The organism is Rhodoferax saidenbachensis, assembly GCF_031457975.1.
Lineage (GTDB): Bacteria > Pseudomonadota > Gammaproteobacteria > Burkholderiales > Burkholderiaceae_C > Allorhodoferax > Allorhodoferax saidenbachensis_A.
Genome location: NZ_JAVDXO010000003.1, coordinates 177,025 through 195,490 on the forward strand (window position 1 = coordinate 177,025; position 18,466 = coordinate 195,490).

The 18,466-nt window shown below is 63.0% G+C and carries 14 protein-coding genes; 12 read left to right on the forward strand and 2 right to left on the reverse strand.

Going from position 1 to position 18,466, the window contains the following annotated elements; translation table 11 throughout:
- The first annotated feature begins 17 nt into the window (after window positions 1–17).
- From J2X15_RS08850 to J2X15_RS08895, 10 genes are all read left to right on the forward strand, one after another.
- On the forward strand, window positions 18–1,793 hold the full coding sequence (locus J2X15_RS08850; protein WP_310341656.1) for a methyl-accepting chemotaxis protein: 1,776 nt from the start codon (window positions 18–20) through the stop codon (window positions 1,791–1,793).
- A 45-nt stretch (window positions 1,794–1,838) separates the two neighbouring features.
- Window positions 1,839–3,650, forward strand: a complete 1,812-nt coding sequence (locus J2X15_RS08855; RefSeq protein WP_310341659.1) for a methyl-accepting chemotaxis protein — start codon at window positions 1,839–1,841, stop codon at window positions 3,648–3,650.
- A gap of 93 nt (window positions 3,651–3,743) precedes the next feature.
- On the forward strand, window positions 3,744–4,652 hold the full coding sequence (locus tag J2X15_RS08860; RefSeq protein ID WP_310341662.1) for a dienelactone hydrolase family protein: 909 nt from the start codon (window positions 3,744–3,746) through the stop codon (window positions 4,650–4,652).
- Window positions 4,649–5,452: a ZIP family metal transporter gene (locus J2X15_RS08865; protein WP_310341665.1), complete on the forward strand. Its 804-nt coding sequence runs from the start codon at window positions 4,649–4,651 to the stop codon at window positions 5,450–5,452. The genes J2X15_RS08860 and J2X15_RS08865 overlap by 4 nt, the downstream gene beginning before the upstream one ends.
- Entirely contained in the window at window positions 5,442–5,846 is a 405-nt protein-coding gene (locus tag J2X15_RS08870) for a hypothetical protein (RefSeq protein WP_310341668.1), read from the forward strand. The genes J2X15_RS08865 and J2X15_RS08870 overlap by 11 nt, the downstream gene beginning before the upstream one ends.
- A 90-nt stretch (window positions 5,847–5,936) precedes the next feature.
- Window positions 5,937–6,650, forward strand: coding sequence for a CerR family C-terminal domain-containing protein (locus J2X15_RS08875; protein ID WP_310341670.1), 714 nt, complete (start codon window positions 5,937–5,939; stop codon window positions 6,648–6,650).
- A 49-nt stretch (window positions 6,651–6,699) separates the two neighbouring features.
- Complete coding sequence (locus J2X15_RS08880) at window positions 6,700–8,115, forward strand: efflux transporter outer membrane subunit (RefSeq protein WP_310341673.1); 1,416 nt, start codon at window positions 6,700–6,702, stop codon at window positions 8,113–8,115.
- 48 nt (window positions 8,116–8,163) lie between these two features.
- Window positions 8,164–9,381: an efflux RND transporter periplasmic adaptor subunit gene (locus tag J2X15_RS08885; RefSeq protein WP_310341675.1), complete on the forward strand. Its 1,218-nt coding sequence runs from the start codon at window positions 8,164–8,166 to the stop codon at window positions 9,379–9,381.
- A 12-nt stretch (window positions 9,382–9,393) separates the two neighbouring features.
- Window positions 9,394–12,495 (forward strand): efflux RND transporter permease subunit, encoded by a 3,102-nt coding sequence (locus J2X15_RS08890; protein ID WP_310341677.1) that lies wholly within the window; start codon window positions 9,394–9,396, stop codon window positions 12,493–12,495.
- A gap of 5 nt (window positions 12,496–12,500) precedes the next feature.
- Window positions 12,501–13,079: a TMEM165/GDT1 family protein gene (locus J2X15_RS08895; RefSeq protein ID WP_310341679.1), complete on the forward strand. Its 579-nt coding sequence runs from the start codon at window positions 12,501–12,503 to the stop codon at window positions 13,077–13,079.
- 5 nt (window positions 13,080–13,084) lie between these two features.
- On the opposite strand, the gene J2X15_RS08900 is transcribed toward J2X15_RS08895, so the two are convergent.
- On the reverse strand, window positions 13,085–15,295 hold the full coding sequence (locus J2X15_RS08900; RefSeq protein ID WP_310341681.1) for an ATP-binding protein: 2,211 nt from the start codon (window positions 15,293–15,295) through the stop codon (window positions 13,085–13,087).
- A gap of 57 nt (window positions 15,296–15,352) precedes the next feature.
- Window positions 15,353–16,222: a sulfurtransferase gene (locus J2X15_RS08905; RefSeq protein ID WP_310341683.1), complete on the reverse strand. Its 870-nt coding sequence runs from the start codon at window positions 16,220–16,222 to the stop codon at window positions 15,353–15,355.
- 831 nt (window positions 16,223–17,053) lie between these two features.
- Between J2X15_RS08905 and J2X15_RS08910 the strand changes: the two genes are divergently transcribed.
- Window positions 17,054–17,413, forward strand: coding sequence for a transcriptional repressor (locus J2X15_RS08910; RefSeq protein ID WP_310341685.1), 360 nt, complete (start codon window positions 17,054–17,056; stop codon window positions 17,411–17,413).
- A gap of 401 nt (window positions 17,414–17,814) precedes the next feature.
- Complete coding sequence (locus tag J2X15_RS08915; protein ID WP_310341687.1) at window positions 17,815–18,327, forward strand: DUF2059 domain-containing protein; 513 nt, start codon at window positions 17,815–17,817, stop codon at window positions 18,325–18,327.
- The last annotated feature ends 139 nt before the right edge of the window (window positions 18,328–18,466 follow it).

Consider the following 18,466-nt stretch of genomic DNA (forward strand, 5'->3'; position numbering starts at 1 on the left):
AAAGAAGAGGACGACCTATGGGGCTCCAACGCATGAAGATTGCCACCAAACTGTGGGCGTTCATTTTGCTGGTCATTGGAGCGATTTGCGCCGTAGCGGTGGTGGGCCTGATTCGCAGTGCCAGCATCTTGGGTGAAGGGCGTGCGACACAGGCCAATGCCGTGGACCTGGTGCAGATCGCCACCGAGTGGAATGGCCTGACCATGACCAACGCGGCGCGCAACCAGGCCATTCTGCTGAGCCAGGGCCCTGCGGTGGCCGAGGCTTTCAAGGAGCCCGTAAATGCCACCAGCGCCCAGATTGGCGAGCTGCAGAAAAAAATCGAAGCCATGCCGTTGTCCGACGCCGACAAGGCGCAAATGCAGAAGATTGGCGAGCTGCGCAAGTCGGTCATAGCACTGCGCGACAAGGCGCGTGAACTCAAGGCCGCCGGCAGCGAGCCGGAGGCGCTGCAGATCATGGAATCGCAGTATCTGCCCACCATGGGCAATTACATCGCCGCGCAAAAAGAGATGGTGGAGATGCAGAAGCGCCGTGTGGCCGAGGTGGCCGCAGAAACCGAGCGCCGCCGCTCTGCCAACAGCGTGGGCATTCTGGTGGGGTTGGCGGTCATCGTCGCCGCCATTTTTGCGGGCACGGCCTGGCTGGTGCGTTCCATCCGCGAGCCGCTGGTGCAGGCCAACGAGCTGGCAGCCCGCATTGCGCAGGGCGACCTTAGCTCGGTGATCAACACCAACCGGCAGGACGAATTCGGTTCCCTGTTGGTCTCGCTGCGCAGCATGAATGAGTCGCTGGCGCGCATGGTGTCTCAGGTGCGCAGCAGCACCGACAGCATCGCCATCGCCAGCGCCGAGATTGCCATGGGCAACAACGACCTGGCGCAGCGCACCGAACAGACCTCCAGCAACCTGCAGGCCACGGCCTCCAGCATGGACGGGCTGACCACCACGGTGCAACACAGCACGGACAACGCGCGCCAGGCCAGCGCGCTGGCCGCCAGCGCCTCCAGTGTGGCGCAGCGCGGTGGTGAGGTGGTCACCCAGGTGGTCAGCACCATGCAGGAGATCGACGCCAGCAGCAAGAAGATTGCCGACATCATCAGCGTGATCGATGGCATCGCATTCCAGACCAACATCCTGGCGCTGAATGCGGCCGTGGAAGCCGCGCGGGCCGGTGAGCAGGGTCGTGGTTTTGCGGTAGTCGCCAGCGAAGTGCGCAGCCTGGCGGGCCGCAGTGCCGAGGCCGCCAAAGAGATCAAGGGGCTGATTGGCACCTCGGTGGACAAGGTCGAATCCGGCACCAAGCTCGTGACCGACGCCGGTGCGACTATGCAGGAGATCGTGCAGAGCGTGCGCCGTGTGGCCGATGTGATTGGTGAGATTACCGCTGCAGCACAAGAACAGAGCGCAGGCATTGCCGGTGTCAACCAGGCGATTGGCACGCTGGACCAGATGACGCAGCAAAACGCCGCGCTGGTGGAGCAGAGTGCCGCCGCTGCCGAAAGCCTGCGCGACCAGGCTGAACGCATGAAGCAGGCGGTGGCGGTGTTCAAGGTGGGTGCGGTGGCCGACTCGGGCCAGGTGCTGGCCGTGGCGCCGGTGCGTTCCAACCAGCCCAAGGCTACGCCGTTCAAGGGCCCGGAGCGCCGCAGTGGCCAAGACAATGGCCCGGCTGCCCGAGCCACCGCAGCGCCATCAGCCCGCAAACCGGCCGCGGCTGCACCCAAGCCCACGGTGCATGCCAGCACCCGCGTCACTCCTGCAGGTGGTGACGAGGACTGGGAAACGTTTTAGTCCCGGCGCGTCACTTTTCCGAACGATCTACTCACAGGAGCCAACATGGGTTCATTCCTCAACAACCTTTCCATCCGCAGGCGCCTGGGGCTGGCTTTTGCGGCCATCCTGGCTTTGCTGTTGGTCGTCATTCTGGTCAGCATTGGGCGGCTGAATTCGGTCGCTGATGCCACCGAGCTCATGCTGAGCGACCCCATCAAGACCGAACGCCTGGTGGGCGATTGGTACCGCAACATCCATACGGGTGTGCGCCGCACGGCCGCGATTGCGCGCAGTGCCGACCCGGCGCTGGCCGAGTACTTTGCCGAAGATCAGGCGGCATCCAGCAAATCCTCGACCGAGTTCCAGAAGGCGCTGGAACCGCTTATGACATCGGCAGAGGAGAAGACGCTGTACAAGGAAATCGCGGAGCAGCGCAAGATCTATATTGCGGCCCGGGACGAGACGGTAGCCCTCAAGAAAGAGGGCAAGGCTGAGGAGGCCAACAAGGTGCTGGATGAGAGGTTCACGCCGGCTTCCAAGGTGTATCTGGCCAAGATGGATGCGATGTTGCAGAGCCAGCGCAATGCCATCGACCAGCTTGCCAAGGAAATCCAGGACAACCACACGAGCAGTCGTCGGTTGCTGATTGCGCTGGGCGCGGTGAGTCTGCTGTTCAGCGTGGTTCTGGCCTGGCTGCTCTCTGCCTCCATCACGGGCCCGCTGAGTGAGGCCACCTTGGTGGCGAGAAAAGTGGCGGATGGGGATCTCACGGGGGAAATCCGACACGGTCGTACCGACGAGGTGGGCCAACTGCTCACCACGTTGCACGACATGCAGGGCAATCTGGTGAATTTGGTGAGCAATGTACGCAGCGGGTCTGAATCGGTGGCTACGGCCAGCTCAGAAATCGCCCAGGGCAACCACGACCTGAGTGCGCGCACCGAGCAGCAAGCCAGTGCGTTGGAGGAAACCGCAGCCTCCATGGAAGAACTGGGCTCCACCGTCAAGCAAAACGCAGACAACGCACGCCAGGCCAACCAACTGGCCATGACGGCATCGACTGTGGCTATCCAGGGCGGCGAGGTGGTGGGCCAGGTGGTCGAAACCATGAAGGGCATCAACGAATCCAGCCGCAAGATTGCCGACATCATCAGCGTCATCGACGGCATCGCATTTCAGACCAACATCCTGGCGCTGAACGCGGCGGTGGAAGCGGCGCGTGCAGGCGAACAGGGCCGAGGCTTTGCCGTGGTGGCCTCTGAGGTGCGCAGCCTGGCAGGCCGCAGTGCCGAAGCTGCCAAGGAAATCAAGAGCCTGATTGGTGCCAGCGTGGAGCGGGTGGAGCAGGGCTCTGCCCTGGTCGACAAGGCTGGCACCACCATGACCGAAGTGGTGACCAGCATCCGCCGCGTGACCGACATCATGGGTGAGATCAGTGCGGCCAGCGCCGAGCAAAGTTCGGGCGTGTCACAGGTGGGCGAGGCGGTCACTCAGATGGACCAGGCCACCCAGCAAAACGCTGCGCTCGTGGAAGAGATGGCTGCTGCGGCCAGCAGCCTCAAGAGCCAGGCGCAGGACCTGGTGCAGGTGGTGGCCACCTTCAAGCTGGGCGCGCAGGAGCATGCGGCTGGCCTGCCCGTGGCGAAGGTACGTTCCAGCGTGCCACTCGCCAAGCCCTTCAAGGGCGCTGAGCGCCGTGGGGCCGGGGCGCCCAAGCCTGCGCCCCGGCCCGCAGCCGCCAAGCCTGCGGCCCCAATGGCTGCCAAGGCCCCCGCACCCAAAGTGCCGGTTGCGGCCGCGACGCCCAAGCCTGCTGTCCACACCTCCACCCGCGTGACACCAGCGGGCGGTGACGACGACTGGGAAACTTTTTGAGCCAGAGCGGGTCTGCCAAAGTCCCGCCAACCACAGCAGGAATGTGTTGTGCATACACTTCCTGCTGTTTCTATTTCAACCAAGGAGACGCTAGTGCTTGATGATCTGAAAAACGGAATTATTTCCCTGCTGCCCGGTAAGTCGACCGAGGACGGCGCGACCCGTCGCACTGCGCTGAAGGCCGCACTAGGTGTGGGCTATGCGGCGACTGCCATGCCCATCATGGCGCAGACGGCCATCAAGACCTCCGACGCCGGCCTGGTCACCGGCACCCCGGTGTACGAGGTGGACAACTATCCCGTGCCGTTTTACTTTGCCGCCCCCGCTGGCAAGAAAAACCTGCCCGTGGTGATCGTGGTGCAAGAAATCTTTGGTGTGCACGAGTACATCGCCGATACCTGCCGCCGCTTTGCCAAGGCCGGTTACCTGGCCATTGCCCCCGACCTGTATGCCCGCCAGGGTAACGCCGCCAGCTACACCGACATCGGCAAGCTGCTGTCCGAAGTGGTTGCCAAGGTGCCGGATGCGCAGGTGCTGGCTGATCTGGACGGTGCGGTCGATTGGGCCATTCACAACGGTGGCAACCCACACAAGATCGGTATCACCGGTTTTTGCTGGGGTGGTCGTATCACCTGGCTGTATGCCGAGTACAACAAGAAGGTCAAGGCCGGTGTGGCCTGGTATGGCCGCCTGGTGGGCGCGCCCAATCCGATGAACCCCAAGCAGCCCGTGGAGCTGGTCACGTCGCTGAAGGCACCAGTGCTGGGCCTGTACGGCGGGGCCGACGGCGGTATTCCGCTGACCACGGTGAACGAGATGAAGGACGCACTGGCGACCGCCGGTGCCAAGGGCAACGCCGCCGCCAAGGCCTCGGAATTTGTGGTCTACCCCGGCGTGGGCCATGCCTTCCATGCGGACTACCGCTCCAGCTACAACAAGGCCGCGGCCGAGGATGGCTTTCAGCGCGCACTCGCGTGGTTCAAAGCGAAGGGCGTGGCTTGACGCTGATTGCAATATTGGCAGGCACCCTGGCGGCTGGCATTGGCAGTGTCTGGCTGGCGGCCGCCCTGAGTTTTGGCGCGCTGGGGCGTTACACCCAGCACATGCTGAGCCTGGCGGCCGGTGCGTTGATGGCCACAGCCTTCATGCACCTGCTGCCCGAGGCTTTCGAGAGCCAGGCCGGTGCCCATGACCTGTTCCTCACGCTGTTGATCGGCGTGGTGTTTTTCTTCCTGCTGGACAAGGCCGAGCTCTGGCATCACGGCCACGAGCATCACCACGATGACCACAGCCATGGCCACGGCCACGGCCATGCGCACGGTCACGGTCACAGCCACGGGGCTCCGTCAGGTTCGGGCTCCTGGGCCGTGCTCACCGGCGACAGCGTGCATTGCTTTGGCGACGGCGTGTTGATTGCCTCGGCCTTCATGGCCGATATGCGCCTGGGCGCCATCGCCTCGCTCGCCGTGCTGGCCCACGAGGTGCCCCACCACATGGGCGACCTGATGGTGCTGCGTGCAGGCTCCAGCAACAAGCGCGCGGCCCTGGTCAAGGTGACGCTGGCCGGTGCGGTCACCGCGTTGGGCGGCTTGGCTGGCTATTGGTTGGTGGACCAGATGCAGGACTATTTGCCCTACTTTTTGGTCGTGGCCTCCAGCAGTTTTATTTACGTGGCGCTGGCCGACCTGATTCCGCAGCTGCAAAAGCGGCTGACCGCGCGCCAGACTGCGGCGCAGATTGCGTGGCTGGCGGCAGGCATTGTGCTGGTCGCCGTGGTCAGCGGCCTGGGCCATGGCCACTGACGCTGCCTTACTGCGGTTCAGTTTTTCCGACTCGGAAGTGTTGTGCTTGGCGTGTGCCGGCCCCACAGTGACCGTGCATTTTTCAGCCGCCTGGGTTCAACGCCGTCTGCCAGGCGCTGCGCCTTTGACGGGTTATGTGCGGGGCTTGCAGATGCAATTGCAGGGTGTGCCAGAAGGGGCGGCTGTAGACGCCATGGGGCGCCTGCGCGATGGGCGCGTTTTGCTAGCCTCCACAGGCGCTGGGCTCACGCAGCTGGACATCCCGGGCCGCTGGCAAGAGCCCCTGACGCTGGAGTTGGACTTCGCGCAGGGTGCCAGCCTGCGCTGGCAGGCCACACAACTGGTCTGCACGCTGCAGCAGGGCTGGGACTTTCAGGAGTCGCTGGCCTGTTAGTGGGCATGCGGGGCAGAGGACTAAGGGAAAGCCCCTACGTTTCGTGTAGTTAAATCAATCGTTTGATTTAACTCGCTAGAATCGGCCGCTATGCCGACTCCTGCCGTTCCACTTCCCCTGCCTCTCGCCCCCGCGGCCGCCAAGCACCTGCGCAGCGATGGGCAAGAGGCTCGCACCCGCCTGCTGGACGCCGCCCTGGTGCTGTTTGCCGACCGGGGTTTTGCCAAAACCTCCACCCGCGAAATTGCGCTGGCTGCCAATGTCAACGTGGCCTCCATCAGCTACTACTTTGGCGACAAGGCTGGCCTGTACCGCGCCGTGTTTACCGACCCACGCAGCAACCCCAGCGTCGAGCCCTCCAGCATCAACCATCCCGAGCAGACCTTGGCCGACTCGCTGCGCGCCATGCTCGACACCTTCACCGAGCCCATGAAGAACGGTGTGGCCATGCAGAACTGCATGAAGCTGCACATCCGTGAGATGCTGGAGCCCACGGGCCTGTGGCAGGCCGAGATCGATGATCGCATCAAGCCCGCCCACAACGCCCTGGTGCAAACGCTGTGCCGCCATCTGGGTGTCACACAACCCGACGACGATGTGCACCGTCTGGCCTTTTCCATCGTCGGGCTGGGCATGATCCTGCATGTGGGCAGCGACGTCATCCAGGCTATCCGCCCGGAGCTGATCGGCTCGCCCACCGCGATCGATGCTTATGCCGAGCACATGCTGGGGGCCGCCCTGTCCATGGTGGAAGGCGAAGTGCGCCGCCGCCAGGCCCTGTCGTCCGCCCCGGCCACCCCATAACCCGACCCGATTCATACCCATGGCACTTGCATTGCACCTCCGTACTCCTATGAAACCATCTGCACTGCGCGGCACGCCCCGCCACCTCTCTGCGCTGGCCCTGTCGGCCTGCGTGCTCGCGCTCAGTGGTTGCGCCATCACCATGCCCGCCACCAAGGTCGATGCCGCCGTTGCACCCCAGTGGCAGGCCCCCCTGCCACACCAGGGTACCGTGGGCGCTTTGAGTCAGTGGTGGCAGCAGCAGGGCGATCCCCTGCTGGTGGAATTGATTGAAGCCGCACAGGCCGTCAGCCCCTCCGTTGCGCAGGCGGTTGCACGGGTCGAGTCCGCACGCGCCCAGCGCACCACAGCCAATGCCGCGCTGCTGCCCAAGGTCGACGCCTCGGTGGCTGCCAGCCGTGGCGTGAGCCAGCCCAATGTGCCCGTGGCCACCACCCAGACCATCGGCTTGCAAGCCACCTGGGAACTGGACCTGGTGGGCGCCAACCGCGCCGTGAGCAATGCGGCCGACGCCCAGTTCCAGGGCACCCAGGCCCAGTGGCACGACGCCCGCGTGTCGGTGGCGGCCGAGGTGGCCAGCACCTACTACAGCCTCTCCACCTGCTACCAGCTGCTGGACGTGGCCCGCAAGGACGCGGCATCGCGCCAAGAGACTGCGCGTCTGGCCGATATCAGCGCCAAGGCCGGCTTCACCGCGCCGTCCGTTGCCGCTTTGGCCCGTGCCAGCGCGGCCGATGGCAGCAGCCGTGTGACCCAGCAGTCCGCCGCTTGCGACATCGACACCAAAGCACTGGTGGCGCTGACTGGCCTTGCAGAAGCTGATTTGAGACAAAAACTGGCTGCAGCCCTCGCAAAACCTGCGCAAGCAGCTCCTGTTTCCATAGCAAGCGTGCCGGCCCAAACGCTCACCCAACGCCCCGATGTGTTCGCCGCCGAGCGTGAGGTGGTGGTGGCCAGTGCCCAGGTGGGCAGCGCCAAGGCCCAGCGCTACCCGCGCCTGACCCTGAGCGGCAACGTGGGCGCCATGCGCTACAGCAGCATGGGTACTGAAACGAATCTGGACACCTGGTCCTTTGGCCCCCTGGCGCTGACGCTGCCGATTTTTGACGGTGGCCAACGCAAGGCCAACGTGGTGGCCGCCGAGGCCAACTACACCCAGGCCGTGGCGGTGTACCGAGCCAAGGTGCGCCAGGCCGTGCGCGAGGTGGAAGAGGCGCTGGTGAACCTGCAAAGCACCGATGCGCGCAGGCAGGATGCCGAGGTCTCCACCCAGGGCTACGCTGAATCGCTGGCGGCCACGCAGTCGCGCTACGGCCAGGGCCTGGCCAACCTGGTGGAGCTGGAAGACGCCCGCCGCTCGGCGCTGGCTTCGCAGTCGGCCGAACTGTCGTTGGCATTGGAGCGCAACCGCGCCTGGGTGGCTCTGTACCGCGCCCTGGGCGGCGGCTTTGAGCCCAGCAACTGACCCGAATCGAAACCATTTGTCTGATTGATTTTTAGCGAGATCCTCACCATGAACCGTCTTTTGAACCGCCTCCCATTCCAACCCCTGACACTGGGCCTGATGGCCGCTGGCCTGCTCACGCTGGCCGGTCTGGGTCTGTTCGCCACGCGCAGCCAGGCGGCCGACACGGCCAAGCCGGGCGCCGCTACCGCGACCAAGCCTTCGCTTACCGTGACCACCACCCAAGCCCAGAGCGGCATGCTGCCGATCAAACTGGCGGCCAACGGCAGCGTGGCGGCTTGGCAAGAGGCCAGTGTGGGCACCGAAGTGAGCGGCCTGCGTGTGCAGGAGCTGCACGCTGCGGTGGGCGACTATGTGCAACGCGGCCAGGTGCTCGCCACCTTTGCGGCCGAGAGCGTGCAGGCCGATGTGGCGCTGGCCCGCGCCGCAGTGTCCGAAGCCCAGGCCAACGCGGCAGAAGCCTTGGCCAACGCCGACCGCGCCCGCGCTGTGCAGGGCACCGGCGCGCTGAGCGCTCAGCAGGTCAACCAATACCTCACCGGCGAACTCACTGCCAAGGCACGGGTCGAGTCGGCCAAGGCCCAGCTCGATTCGCAGCTGCTGCGCCTCAAGCACACCCAGCTGCTGTCGCCCGACAGCGGCACTATTTCGTCGCGCACCGCCTCGGTGGGCTCCGTGGTGGGTGCGGGCACCGAGTTGTTCAAGCTGATCCGCCAAAGCCGGCTGGAGTGGCGTGGTGAAGTCACCTCGGCCGAGCTGGGCCGCATCACCGTGGGCACGAATGTGGTGGTCACCTCACCCACGGGCGCACAGTACAAGGGCCGCGTGCGCATGCTCGCACCCACGGTGGATGCGGCGACACGCAACGGTCTCGTTTATGTGGACCTGAACGGCGCCGTGGCCGGTACCAAGGCGACCCCAGGTGCGTTCAAGCCGGGCATGTACGCACGCGGCGAGTTCGAACTGGGCAGCTCCGGCGCGCTGACCGTGCCGCAGACCGCGGTGGTGGTGCGCGATGGCTTCAGCTATGTGTACCGCGTGGGGGCGGACAACCGCATTGCCCAGCTCAAGGTGCAGACCGGCCGCGTGGTCGGCGACCAGATTGAAGTGCAAAGCGGCGTGAAGCCCGAAGACAAGCTGGTGGCTGTGGGCGGCAGCTTCCTGAGCGAGGGTGATCTCGTCAAGGTGGTGGAGGCGCCCAAGGCGGCCTCCAAGCCAAAAGAGGCTGTAGCCCCCGAGAAGACTGCGCAAGCAGCTACTAAATAAGGAGCAAAACAGATGAATGTTTCTGCTTGGTCGATTAAAAACCCCATACCGGCGGTCATGCTGTTTGTGCTGCTGACGCTGGCGGGACTCATGTCCTTCAACGCCATGAAGGTGCAGCAATTCCCCGACCTGGAGCTGCCCACCGTCACCGTGTCCGCCAGCCTGCCTGGCGCCGCACCGGCGCAGCTGGAAACTGAAGTGGCGCGCAAGCTGGAAAACGCGATTGCGCCTCTGCAGGGTCTGAAAAATATCTACACCCGCGTGTACGACGGCAACGTGTCCGTGACCGCCGAGTTCCGGCTTGAGAAAGCCACGCAGGAAGCGGTGGACGATGTGCGCAGCGCCGTGCAAAGTGTGCGCAGCGATCTGCCCAGCGATGTGCGCGACCCCATCGTCAGCAAGATGAACCTGTCGGGTGCGCCCATTCTGGCGTTCACCATCCGCTCCAGCAATATGGACGACGAGGGTTTGAGCTGGTTTGTGGACAACACCATCTCGCGCGCCTTGCTCGGTGTGCGTGGCGTGGGATCTGTGGCCCGCGTGGGCGGTGTGACGCGTGAAGTGCAAGTGGCGTTGGACCCGCTGAAGCTGCAGGCCCTGGGCGCCACCGCGGCCGACATTTCGCGACAGCTAAAGGCAGTGCAGACAGAGAGCGCCGGCGGCCGTGCCGACCTGGGTGGCTCGGAGCAACCCATGCGCACCCTGGCCACCGTGGCCACGGTCGAAGAACTGTCACGCCTGGAGCTGAGCCTTTCCAGCGGCAAGCGCGTGCGCCTGGATGAAGTGGCCAGTGTCAAAGACACCGTGGCCGAGCAACGCAGCCTGGCCTTGCTCAACGGCAAGCCCGTGGTGGGTTTCGAGATTACCCGCAGCAAGGGCGCCAGTGAGGTGGAAGTGGGCGCGGCCGTGCACAAGGCGCTGGCCGACCTGAAGGCGCAGCACCCCGATCTGGAACTGACCCAGGCCTTTGACTTTGTGACACCGGTGCAGGAGGAGTTCGACGCCTCCATGACCATGCTGTACGAAGGCGCCGTGCTGGCGGTCATTGTGGTGTGGTTCTTCCTGCGCAGCTGGCGCGCCACACTGGTGTCCGCCGTGGCGCTGCCGCTGTCGGCCATTCCGGCCTTCATCGGCATGAACTACATGGGCTTCACGACCAACATCGTGACGCTCTTGGCGCTGTCACTCGTCATCGGGATTCTGGTGGACGATGCGATTGTGGAAGTGGAAAACATCGAGCGCCACCTGCGCATGGGCAAGACGCCCTACCAGGCCGCGATGGAAGCGGCTGACGAAATCGGCCTGGCCGTGATTGCCACCACCTTCGCGCTGATCGCCGTGTTTTTGCCCACCGCCTTCATGAGCGGCGTAGTCGGTAAGTTCTTCAAGCAGTTTGGCTGGACCGCCGTGTTCGCGGTGTTTGCGTCGCTGGTCGTGGCGCGCGTGCTCACGCCCATGATGGCGGCCTACATCATGAAGCCGTCCACCCATGTGCACGAAGAGCCGACCTGGATGCCGCTGTACCTGCGCATCACGCGCTGGACACTGAGCCACCGCTGGATCACCATGCTCTCCGCCGTCGCCTTCTTCATCGGCTCGCTGTTCCTGGTGCCCCTGATTCCCAGCGGCTTCATTCCGCCGGACGATAACTCGCAGACGCAGGTGTATGTGGAACTGCCCCCAGGCAGCACGTTGGGCCAGACCCATGCCGCGGCCGAGCAGGCACGTAGCCTGATTGCCAAGGTGGAGCATGTGAAGAGCGTTTACACCACCATCGGTGGTGGTGCCGTGGGCTCCGACCCGTTCCAGGGCGGTGCGACGGCAGAAGTGCGCAAGGCCACACTGACCGTGCTGCTGGACGAGCGCGGTGCGCGCCCCGTCAAGCAGGTGATTGAGAGCCAGATGCGCAGCGCGCTGGCCGAGTTGCCGGGCGCTCGCTTCAAGGTGGGCCTGGGTGGTTCGGGTGAGAAATACCAGTTGGCCCTGAAGGGTGAAGACCCGGTGGCGCTGGCACAAGCTGCTGCGGCTGTGGAGCGCGATCTGCGCAAGATTCCGGGTCTGGGCAATATTTCGTCCAGCGCCAGCCTGACACGCGCAGAAATCGCCATCCGCCCCGACTTTGGCAAGGCCGCCGACATGGGCGTGACCAGCAGCGCGATTGCCGAGACCCTGCGCATTGCGACGGTGGGCGACTACGAGTCGGCCCTGTCCAAGCTCAACCTGAGCCAACGCCAGGTGCCCATCGTGGTCAAGCTCGACACCGATGCGCGCCAGGACCTGGAGCTGCTGGGCCGCCTGATGGTGCCCGGCGTCAAGGGCCCGGTGATGCTGAGCCAGGTGGCCGCGCTCGAAATGTCGGGTGGCCCCGCCGTGATCAGCCGCCTGAACCGTGTGCGCAACGTGAACTTTGAGGTGGAGCTCTCGGGCGTGCCGCTGGGCGAAGTGACCGAGGCCGTGGCCAAGCTGCCCAGTATCGTGAACATGCCTGCGGGTGTGCAGCAGCTCGAAGTGGGCGATGCCGAAGTGCAGGCCGAGATGGTGGCTGGCTTTGGCCTGGCCATGCTGACCGGCGTGCTGTGCATCTACATCGTGCTGGTGCTGCTGTTCAAGGACTTCCTGCACCCCATCTCCATCATCCCCGCGGTGATCCTGTCCTTCGGCGGTGCCTTCATCGGCCTGCTGGTGACTGGCAAGATGCTGTCCATGCCGTCCTTCATCGGTCTGGTGATGCTGATTGGCGTATCCACCAAGAACTCGATTTTGCTGGTGGAGTACGCCATCATGGCGCAGCGTGAGCATGGGCTTTCGCGCTTCGACGCGCTGATCGACGCCTGCCACAAGCGTGCGCGCCCCATCATCATGACGACCATTGCAATGGTGGCGGGCATGCTGCCGCTGGTGATTGGTCTGGGCCATGCCGACAACAGCTTCCGCGCGCCCATGGCTGCGGCGGTGATTGGCGGACTGATCACGTCCACCGTGCTCAGCCTGTTGGTGACGCCCAGCTTCTTCACCATCGTGGACGACATTGAACACTTTGTCGGTCGCATCAAGGCGAAGGTGCTGCGCCGGCCTGCAGCGCCCGCGGGCGAGGTGGCCCCTGTGGGCAAGTGAGTGGCGTGGAAGCTCTTTTAGTTTCTACCGGGGTTGTCGCCCTTGCCGAAATCGGCGACAAGACCCAGCTGCTGGCCTTCATCCTGGCCGCACGTTTCAAGAAACCCCTGCCCATCATTGCCGGCATCCTGGCCGCCACCGTGCTCAACCATGGTCTGGCCGGTGCGCTGGGCGCCTGGATCACCTCGGTGCTGAGTCCCGGCGTGCTGCGCTGGGTGCTGGGCGCGTCCTTTCTGGGCATGGCCATCTGGACGCTGATTCCCGACAAGATTGAGGAAGAAGAAACCCGCGTGGCCAGTAAGCTGGGTGTGTTCGGTGCCACTTTCGTCACCTTCTTTTTGGCCGAGATGGGCGACAAGACGCAGATCGCCACCATCGCCATGGCCGCGCACTATGCCAACCCGTTGCTGGTGGTCATCGGCACCACGCTGGGCATGCTGATTGCCGATGTGCCTGCGGTCTTTGTGGGCGACCGGCTGGCCGCCAAAATCCCCATGAAGCTGGTGCATGGCATTGCGGCTGCCATCTTTGCGCTGCTGGGGCTGGCAACCTTGCTGGGAGCGGGCGCAAGCCTGGGTTTCTAGCGCGCTTAGACCTCGTCGCTGCGCGTGGGCTCGGGTGCCACGCGTGGTAGCGTGATGGTGATAGTGGTGCCCTGGCCCAGCGCGCTGTGCACTTCCAGGGTGCCGCCCAGCGTGAACTTCACCAGGTTGTCCACGATGGACATGCCCAAGCCCGTACCGCCGCTGCCAATGCGCGTGCTGAAGAACGGCTGGAACATCTTCTCCAGAATATCGGGCGCAATGCCGCGGCCGTTGTCGCTGCAGGTGAGGGTGACGTGGCTTTCATCGGCGTGTACACGCAACTGCACCACGCCGAGCTCCATGCCTTCAAACGCGTGCAGATAGGCGTTGTTGACGAGGTTGATCACCACCTGGCCCAGTGGCCCAGGGTAGCTGTCCATGCGGATGTCCTCGGGCACTTCCAGTTTCACGCTGTGGGTCTGGCGCTTCAGGCTGGGGGCCAGTGTCAGCATCACTTCGTCGAGCACTTGGCGCACATCAAAGCTGCGGCGCTGCTCGCTGGCCTGGTCTGCCGCCACCTGGCGAAAGCTCTTGAGCAGGGCCACGGCGCGCTCCAGGTTGCGCAGCAGCAGGCCATTGCCCTCGCGCACCTGTTCCACAAACTGTTGCAGGGTCGATTTGCGCAGGGTGCCCGCATCCAGTAGCGACTGGAAATGGCGTGCCTGGTCCACCAGCGTGCTGGCAGTCATGAGGCTGTTGCCCATGGGCGTGCCCATTTCGTGGGACACGCTGGCGATCAGTGTGCCCATGGTGGCACGGGCCTCGCTGCGGGCCAGGGCCTCCTGCATGCGCAGCTCCAGCGTGGCGTTCAGCTCCTGAATGCGGGCTTCCGCCTCCTTGCGCTCGGTGATCTCTAAATGCGTTCCGGCTAGCAGCAGCGGGGTGCCATCGGCTGCGCGTTCCATCAGCCGGGCGCGCGCGGCAATCCAGATCCAGTGCCCTTTCTGGTGGCGCAGCCGGTATTCAAAATTCAGGTGCTCGCTGTTGCCCGCGTAGTGCTGCGCCAGCGCAGCAAAGAAGGCGGCTAAATCGTCGGGGTGGACCAACTCCAGCCAGCGCGCATAGAGGTTATCGCCCAAATCCCGCAGGGTGTAGCCGGCCAGAGAGGCCCAGCGTTCGCTCATCCGCAACTGGCGGGTCTTGTAGTCAAACTCCCAGGTCGCCACGCCCGTGCCTTCGATGATGTTTTGCAGCCGCTTTTGTTCGGTCGCCAACTGTTCGCGCGCTGCCTGCTCGCGTTGTTTGGCGGCCTCAATGCGGCGGCGGTAGCGCTGGGCGCGCCACACGGTCCAGGTCACCAGTGCGGTAGCGGCCAGCGCCCCTGCCAGCAGGTAGGGTGCCTGGCTGGCGGGCAGGCTGCGCTGAAAGGCCGCACGCGGGCGCAGCACCACTTCCCAGGGGCGGGTGGCCATGTCCACCGTGAGCGCATAGTCGTCCAGCTTGGCGTCCACCAGAAAGCTGAACTGCCGTGGCGTGTCGGCCGCACCGCCATACCAGGTGTAGATGGGCTGGTTGGCCTGTTCGTCTGGGGCGGTAAGGTCAAAAACCAGCAGGTCCATGCCCGCCAGGTCGGCACGGTAGCTGGCCTCACGCAGCAGGGCCTTGAGGGGCACCTCAGCCGCCACATAACCCAGATGGCGCTGCGTGCCACCGCTCAGCGGGTCGCGCTCATACACGGGAGACGACACTGACAGAGCGGTGGCCAGCCCGTTGTCGGGCGGCGTGCTGGCAATGGGGAAGGTCTCCGACGCCACGGGACGCCCCACTACCAACGCATGCTGCTCCGGTTGGGCCAGCGCATCGGGGCTCTGGCCCAGCCCCAATGGGCCATGGTCCTCGGGCCATACGTAGGCGGGCAGGGCGCGCCCGTTCACCAAGGGCTGCCACTGCAGCGCTGACACCGTGTGCAAATCGGCCATCACACGACGCATGTAGGCGTTGAACTGGGGGCGTTGCAGCCGGGGTTGGGTCTCCACCATCAGGCCCGCGTTGTGCGTGGCTTCCACGGTGCGGGTGATGTCCAGCTCCAGTGCATCGATCACGGTTTTGGCGCTGGCGTTGCGGATCTCCTGAATACGCAGTGCCTCGGTCTGGCGCAAGCTGTAGAAGATCGCCCCACTGCACAGCAACCCCACCACGACCACAGCACTGAGCACTGCCGCATCAGGCAGGCGCCGGACAGCGGGCAAAGGTGTGGAGGGCGAACGAGACTCCATGGTGCTGCAGTGTAGGCCGCCAGTGGCGGCCGTGCTAGAGGGCTGACGTGGAAGGGCTTAGCCCTGGGCGACGGGGCGGCTGGGGTCGCTGACCCATTCGCTCCAGCTGCCGGCAAACAGGGCAGTGCCGCCCAGCCCGGCAATTTCCATGGCCAGTACATTGGGCACGGCGCTCACACCGCTGCCGCAGTGGTGCACCACGTCCTGCGGCGCACGCTGGCCCAGCAGGGCTTCAAACTCGGCGCGCAGCTGGGCTGCGGGCTTGAAGAAACCATCCGGCCCCAGGTTGCTGCTGAAGACGCGGTTCAGCGCGCCGGGGATGTGGCCTGCCACGGGATCGATGGGCTCCACCTCACCGCGAAAACGTGGTGCGCCGCGCGCGTCAATGATGTGTTGGGTTCCCTTGTGGAGGTTGCGCAGCACAGTGTCCACGCCCACCAGCGTCACTAGCGGGTCGCCGACCGCAAAGCTGGTTGCAGTGCGAGGCGCCTCGGCACCGCTGGCCACGGCACCGCCCGCAGCCTGCCAGGCCTGAAAGCCACCGTCCAGCACGGCCACGTTTGCATGGCCCAGCCACTTGAGCATCCACCACAGGCGGCCGCAGTAGTTGGCCCCCTGGCGGTCGTAGACCACCACCTGGTCGGTATTCTTCAGGCCCACGCTGCCGAGCCACGCGGCGAACGTGTTGCGAGGGGGCAGGGGATGTCGCCCGCCTGAGGCGGCTCCCGTCACGGCCGGATCACCCTTGGCGCTGAGGTTGTTGTCGAGGTGCGCATACAGCGCGCCGGCAATGTGGCTTTCGGCGTACTGTGCCGGGCCTTGCGCGGGTTGCATCAAGTCACAGCTGCAGTCAAACACAACAGCGGGCGTGGCACTGGCTTGTAGGGCTTGGAGTTGGGCGACGGAGATCAGGGTGGTGTAGGTCATGGTCTTGCGATTATCTATTCGCCTGCATTCTTGCGTTCGCTTGCCTGCGTGGCGTCTACCCGGTGGCCTCATCAGTCCGCTGCGCGGCCAGCAAATCGGCTACCGGGTATGCGCCGCCCAGGCGGGGGTATTCTTGGGGAGGGCAGCAATGCGGGGCGGATTCAACCGGTCGATGCAACACATTCGCTGAACATCTCAGCGGGCGTTTGGAAGCCGAGCGTTTTGCGCAGCAATTGGCGCAGCTAGAATTTCTCATATAAATCAATTGCTTACGTTCACTGGGAGTGAAATCTTGATTCAAGGCGGCTTTGTTCATAAGACAGATTTCACTCATATATCAAGTTAGGCTGCTATGAGCGTTGATGTAAACAAGCACATTGAGAGCCTGCTATCCGGGTGCAACAGAATTGTTGTAACGGCAAACCCATTTGATCCAAGAAAGAAGAAGAGCAACGATGTTCTGGCTGATATACGGAACACTAAATCGATTGGGCTAGCGAAGGACGTATTTCTCGTAGATCTGAACTCGTTCAAAGGCAGTTGGATGAGTCCTGTCGATGTCTATGTTGGGTTTCTAAGCGGTAAATGCCTAATCGGAAGCGTTGGTGTTGTTTTGGGAAGCTTGCTTCGAAGCTCAGATTGGGTGGGAGACTATGCGGTGAAAAACCATCATGAACTTCACAGTTGGCTGCTAAATCATGGGGTAGTTGATATGCCTCCAAACTGCGCAGCCTAACAGGTCAATCAACCCGGACGCCGTGAAACACCCGTCGTTTCCTCAACCATTCCGGCGCGGCGCCGGTTATTTTCAACGTTAAAGCGCATTTGTCCATGAAGCTTCGAGCAACTGTATTGGCCTCTTCGTCCGACAATGGCTACGATGGTATGGCGTACATCTATTGTCATGATCCCGAATTGAACTACTGTTTCTCGTTGACGCGCAGCCCTGACTCGGAGGACGTTGAGGTAATGGTTGTGGATCAACGGGTTCGAAGAGTTTTGGGACTGCGACTAGAACTGTCCAAAGAAGGTTTTGTCGCGCACCTGGAGCCAAGTATTGCAGCAGAACTCGACGGTCACACTGAATACGAAATCGAGTTTCTTTCCACGCCGCAAGGCGTAGGTTTGGTTGAAGCGGCTCTCCAAACTATCTTTCGAGAAAAGGACGGACTTGTTGTCAATTGTCTGTAACGTCATCTTTTCCGGGCGACGCCCACGCTTTAACAGGTTCGTCGAATGGCCCCACAACGGCGGCAAGCGTGGTCGCCATTCTTCAACGCTGAGTGCGCTCCATTCACGGCCGACGTCAATGACCGTTTCGGAGTGCAACGAATGTCTGCAGTCAGTCTGTAGACGCCTGAGCTATGCGGCAGAAGCGGTCGTTAGAAAATTCACTCGAATGGGGGATATTCAGGGCTGAATGAGGGCGTCAAAATGCGAGGACCGCTCTTTTTAAAAGTGCAGCTGCGCAGGATTGATATCAGCAAATTCCATGTTTTATAGACCACAGTCCCGCTTTATCTAGCATGGCCTTGCGGCATTAGTTACGTTAACCGTTGTCACCGACTCGACTATTTCAACCTGGAGATTGAATGAGAACACTATTCGCGTTTGCCATTGGGGTACTCTTTTGGGGGGCGGCAGTTGCCGATGAAACAACTCGCCGAGAAAAAATCGCGAAGATTGTGGATGCTCAGGGCCTCACCCAAATGTTCCAACAACAGCTCGACCAGGGCAAGGCATCCGCCAGTGATATTGGAAAGAGCATCGTGCAAAAGATACTAGCTGAGACCGGCGCGCCTAAAGGTCAGACGAATTCAAGGCTTGAGCAAGTCTTTCAGCGCTATATGGATGAATGTGCAACCATGTTTTCCGCCAAGGAATTGGTCGATACATGGTCGCGGTTTTATGGCAAGGACATCACGGAGTCTGAGCTCGATCAAATCCTCTCGTACTATCAGTCCCCGGTCGGAAGGAAGGATGTTTTCGCATCTCAAACCGCTATGACCGAATTCAGCAAAACGATGAACGCTCAAGGACAAGAGCGACTTAATGCTTCCATCTCGCAACTGATGGCTGACTTAAAGACAGCTCTGGCAGAGTGAGAACAGCTAATTGGTCGTCCAATATGACCCCTCAGCTGCAGGAGGCGGCTTCGCGGCAGATGTTGCGGTCCGGTTTGCATTCACGTTAACGACTTCTTTGGATCGCTACGAAAGTCGCCAATCAGTCTGCAGGCGCCTC

Coding starts and splice junctions, on each gene's coding strand:
- J2X15_RS08850 (WP_310341656.1), top strand. CDS start 18: ATGGGGCTCCAACGCATGAAGATTGCCACCAAACTGTGGGCGTTCATT.
- J2X15_RS08855 (WP_310341659.1), top strand. CDS start 1,839: ATGGGTTCATTCCTCAACAACCTTTCCATCCGCAGGCGCCTGGGGCTG.
- J2X15_RS08870 (WP_310341668.1), top strand. CDS start 5,442: ATGGCCACTGACGCTGCCTTACTGCGGTTCAGTTTTTCCGACTCGGAA.
- J2X15_RS08875 (WP_310341670.1), top strand. CDS start 5,937: ATGCCGACTCCTGCCGTTCCACTTCCCCTGCCTCTCGCCCCCGCGGCC.
- J2X15_RS08880 (WP_310341673.1), top strand. CDS start 6,700: ATGAAACCATCTGCACTGCGCGGCACGCCCCGCCACCTCTCTGCGCTG.
- J2X15_RS08885 (WP_310341675.1), top strand. CDS start 8,164: ATGAACCGTCTTTTGAACCGCCTCCCATTCCAACCCCTGACACTGGGC.
- J2X15_RS08890 (WP_310341677.1), top strand. CDS start 9,394: ATGAATGTTTCTGCTTGGTCGATTAAAAACCCCATACCGGCGGTCATG.
- J2X15_RS08900 (WP_310341681.1), bottom strand. CDS start 15,295: ATGGAGTCTCGTTCGCCCTCCACACCTTTGCCCGCTGTCCGGCGCCTG.
- J2X15_RS08905 (WP_310341683.1), bottom strand. CDS start 16,222: ATGACCTACACCACCCTGATCTCCGTCGCCCAACTCCAAGCCCTACAA.
- J2X15_RS08910 (WP_310341685.1), top strand. CDS start 17,054: ATGAAGCTTCGAGCAACTGTATTGGCCTCTTCGTCCGACAATGGCTAC.
- J2X15_RS08915 (WP_310341687.1), top strand. CDS start 17,815: ATGAGAACACTATTCGCGTTTGCCATTGGGGTACTCTTTTGGGGGGCG.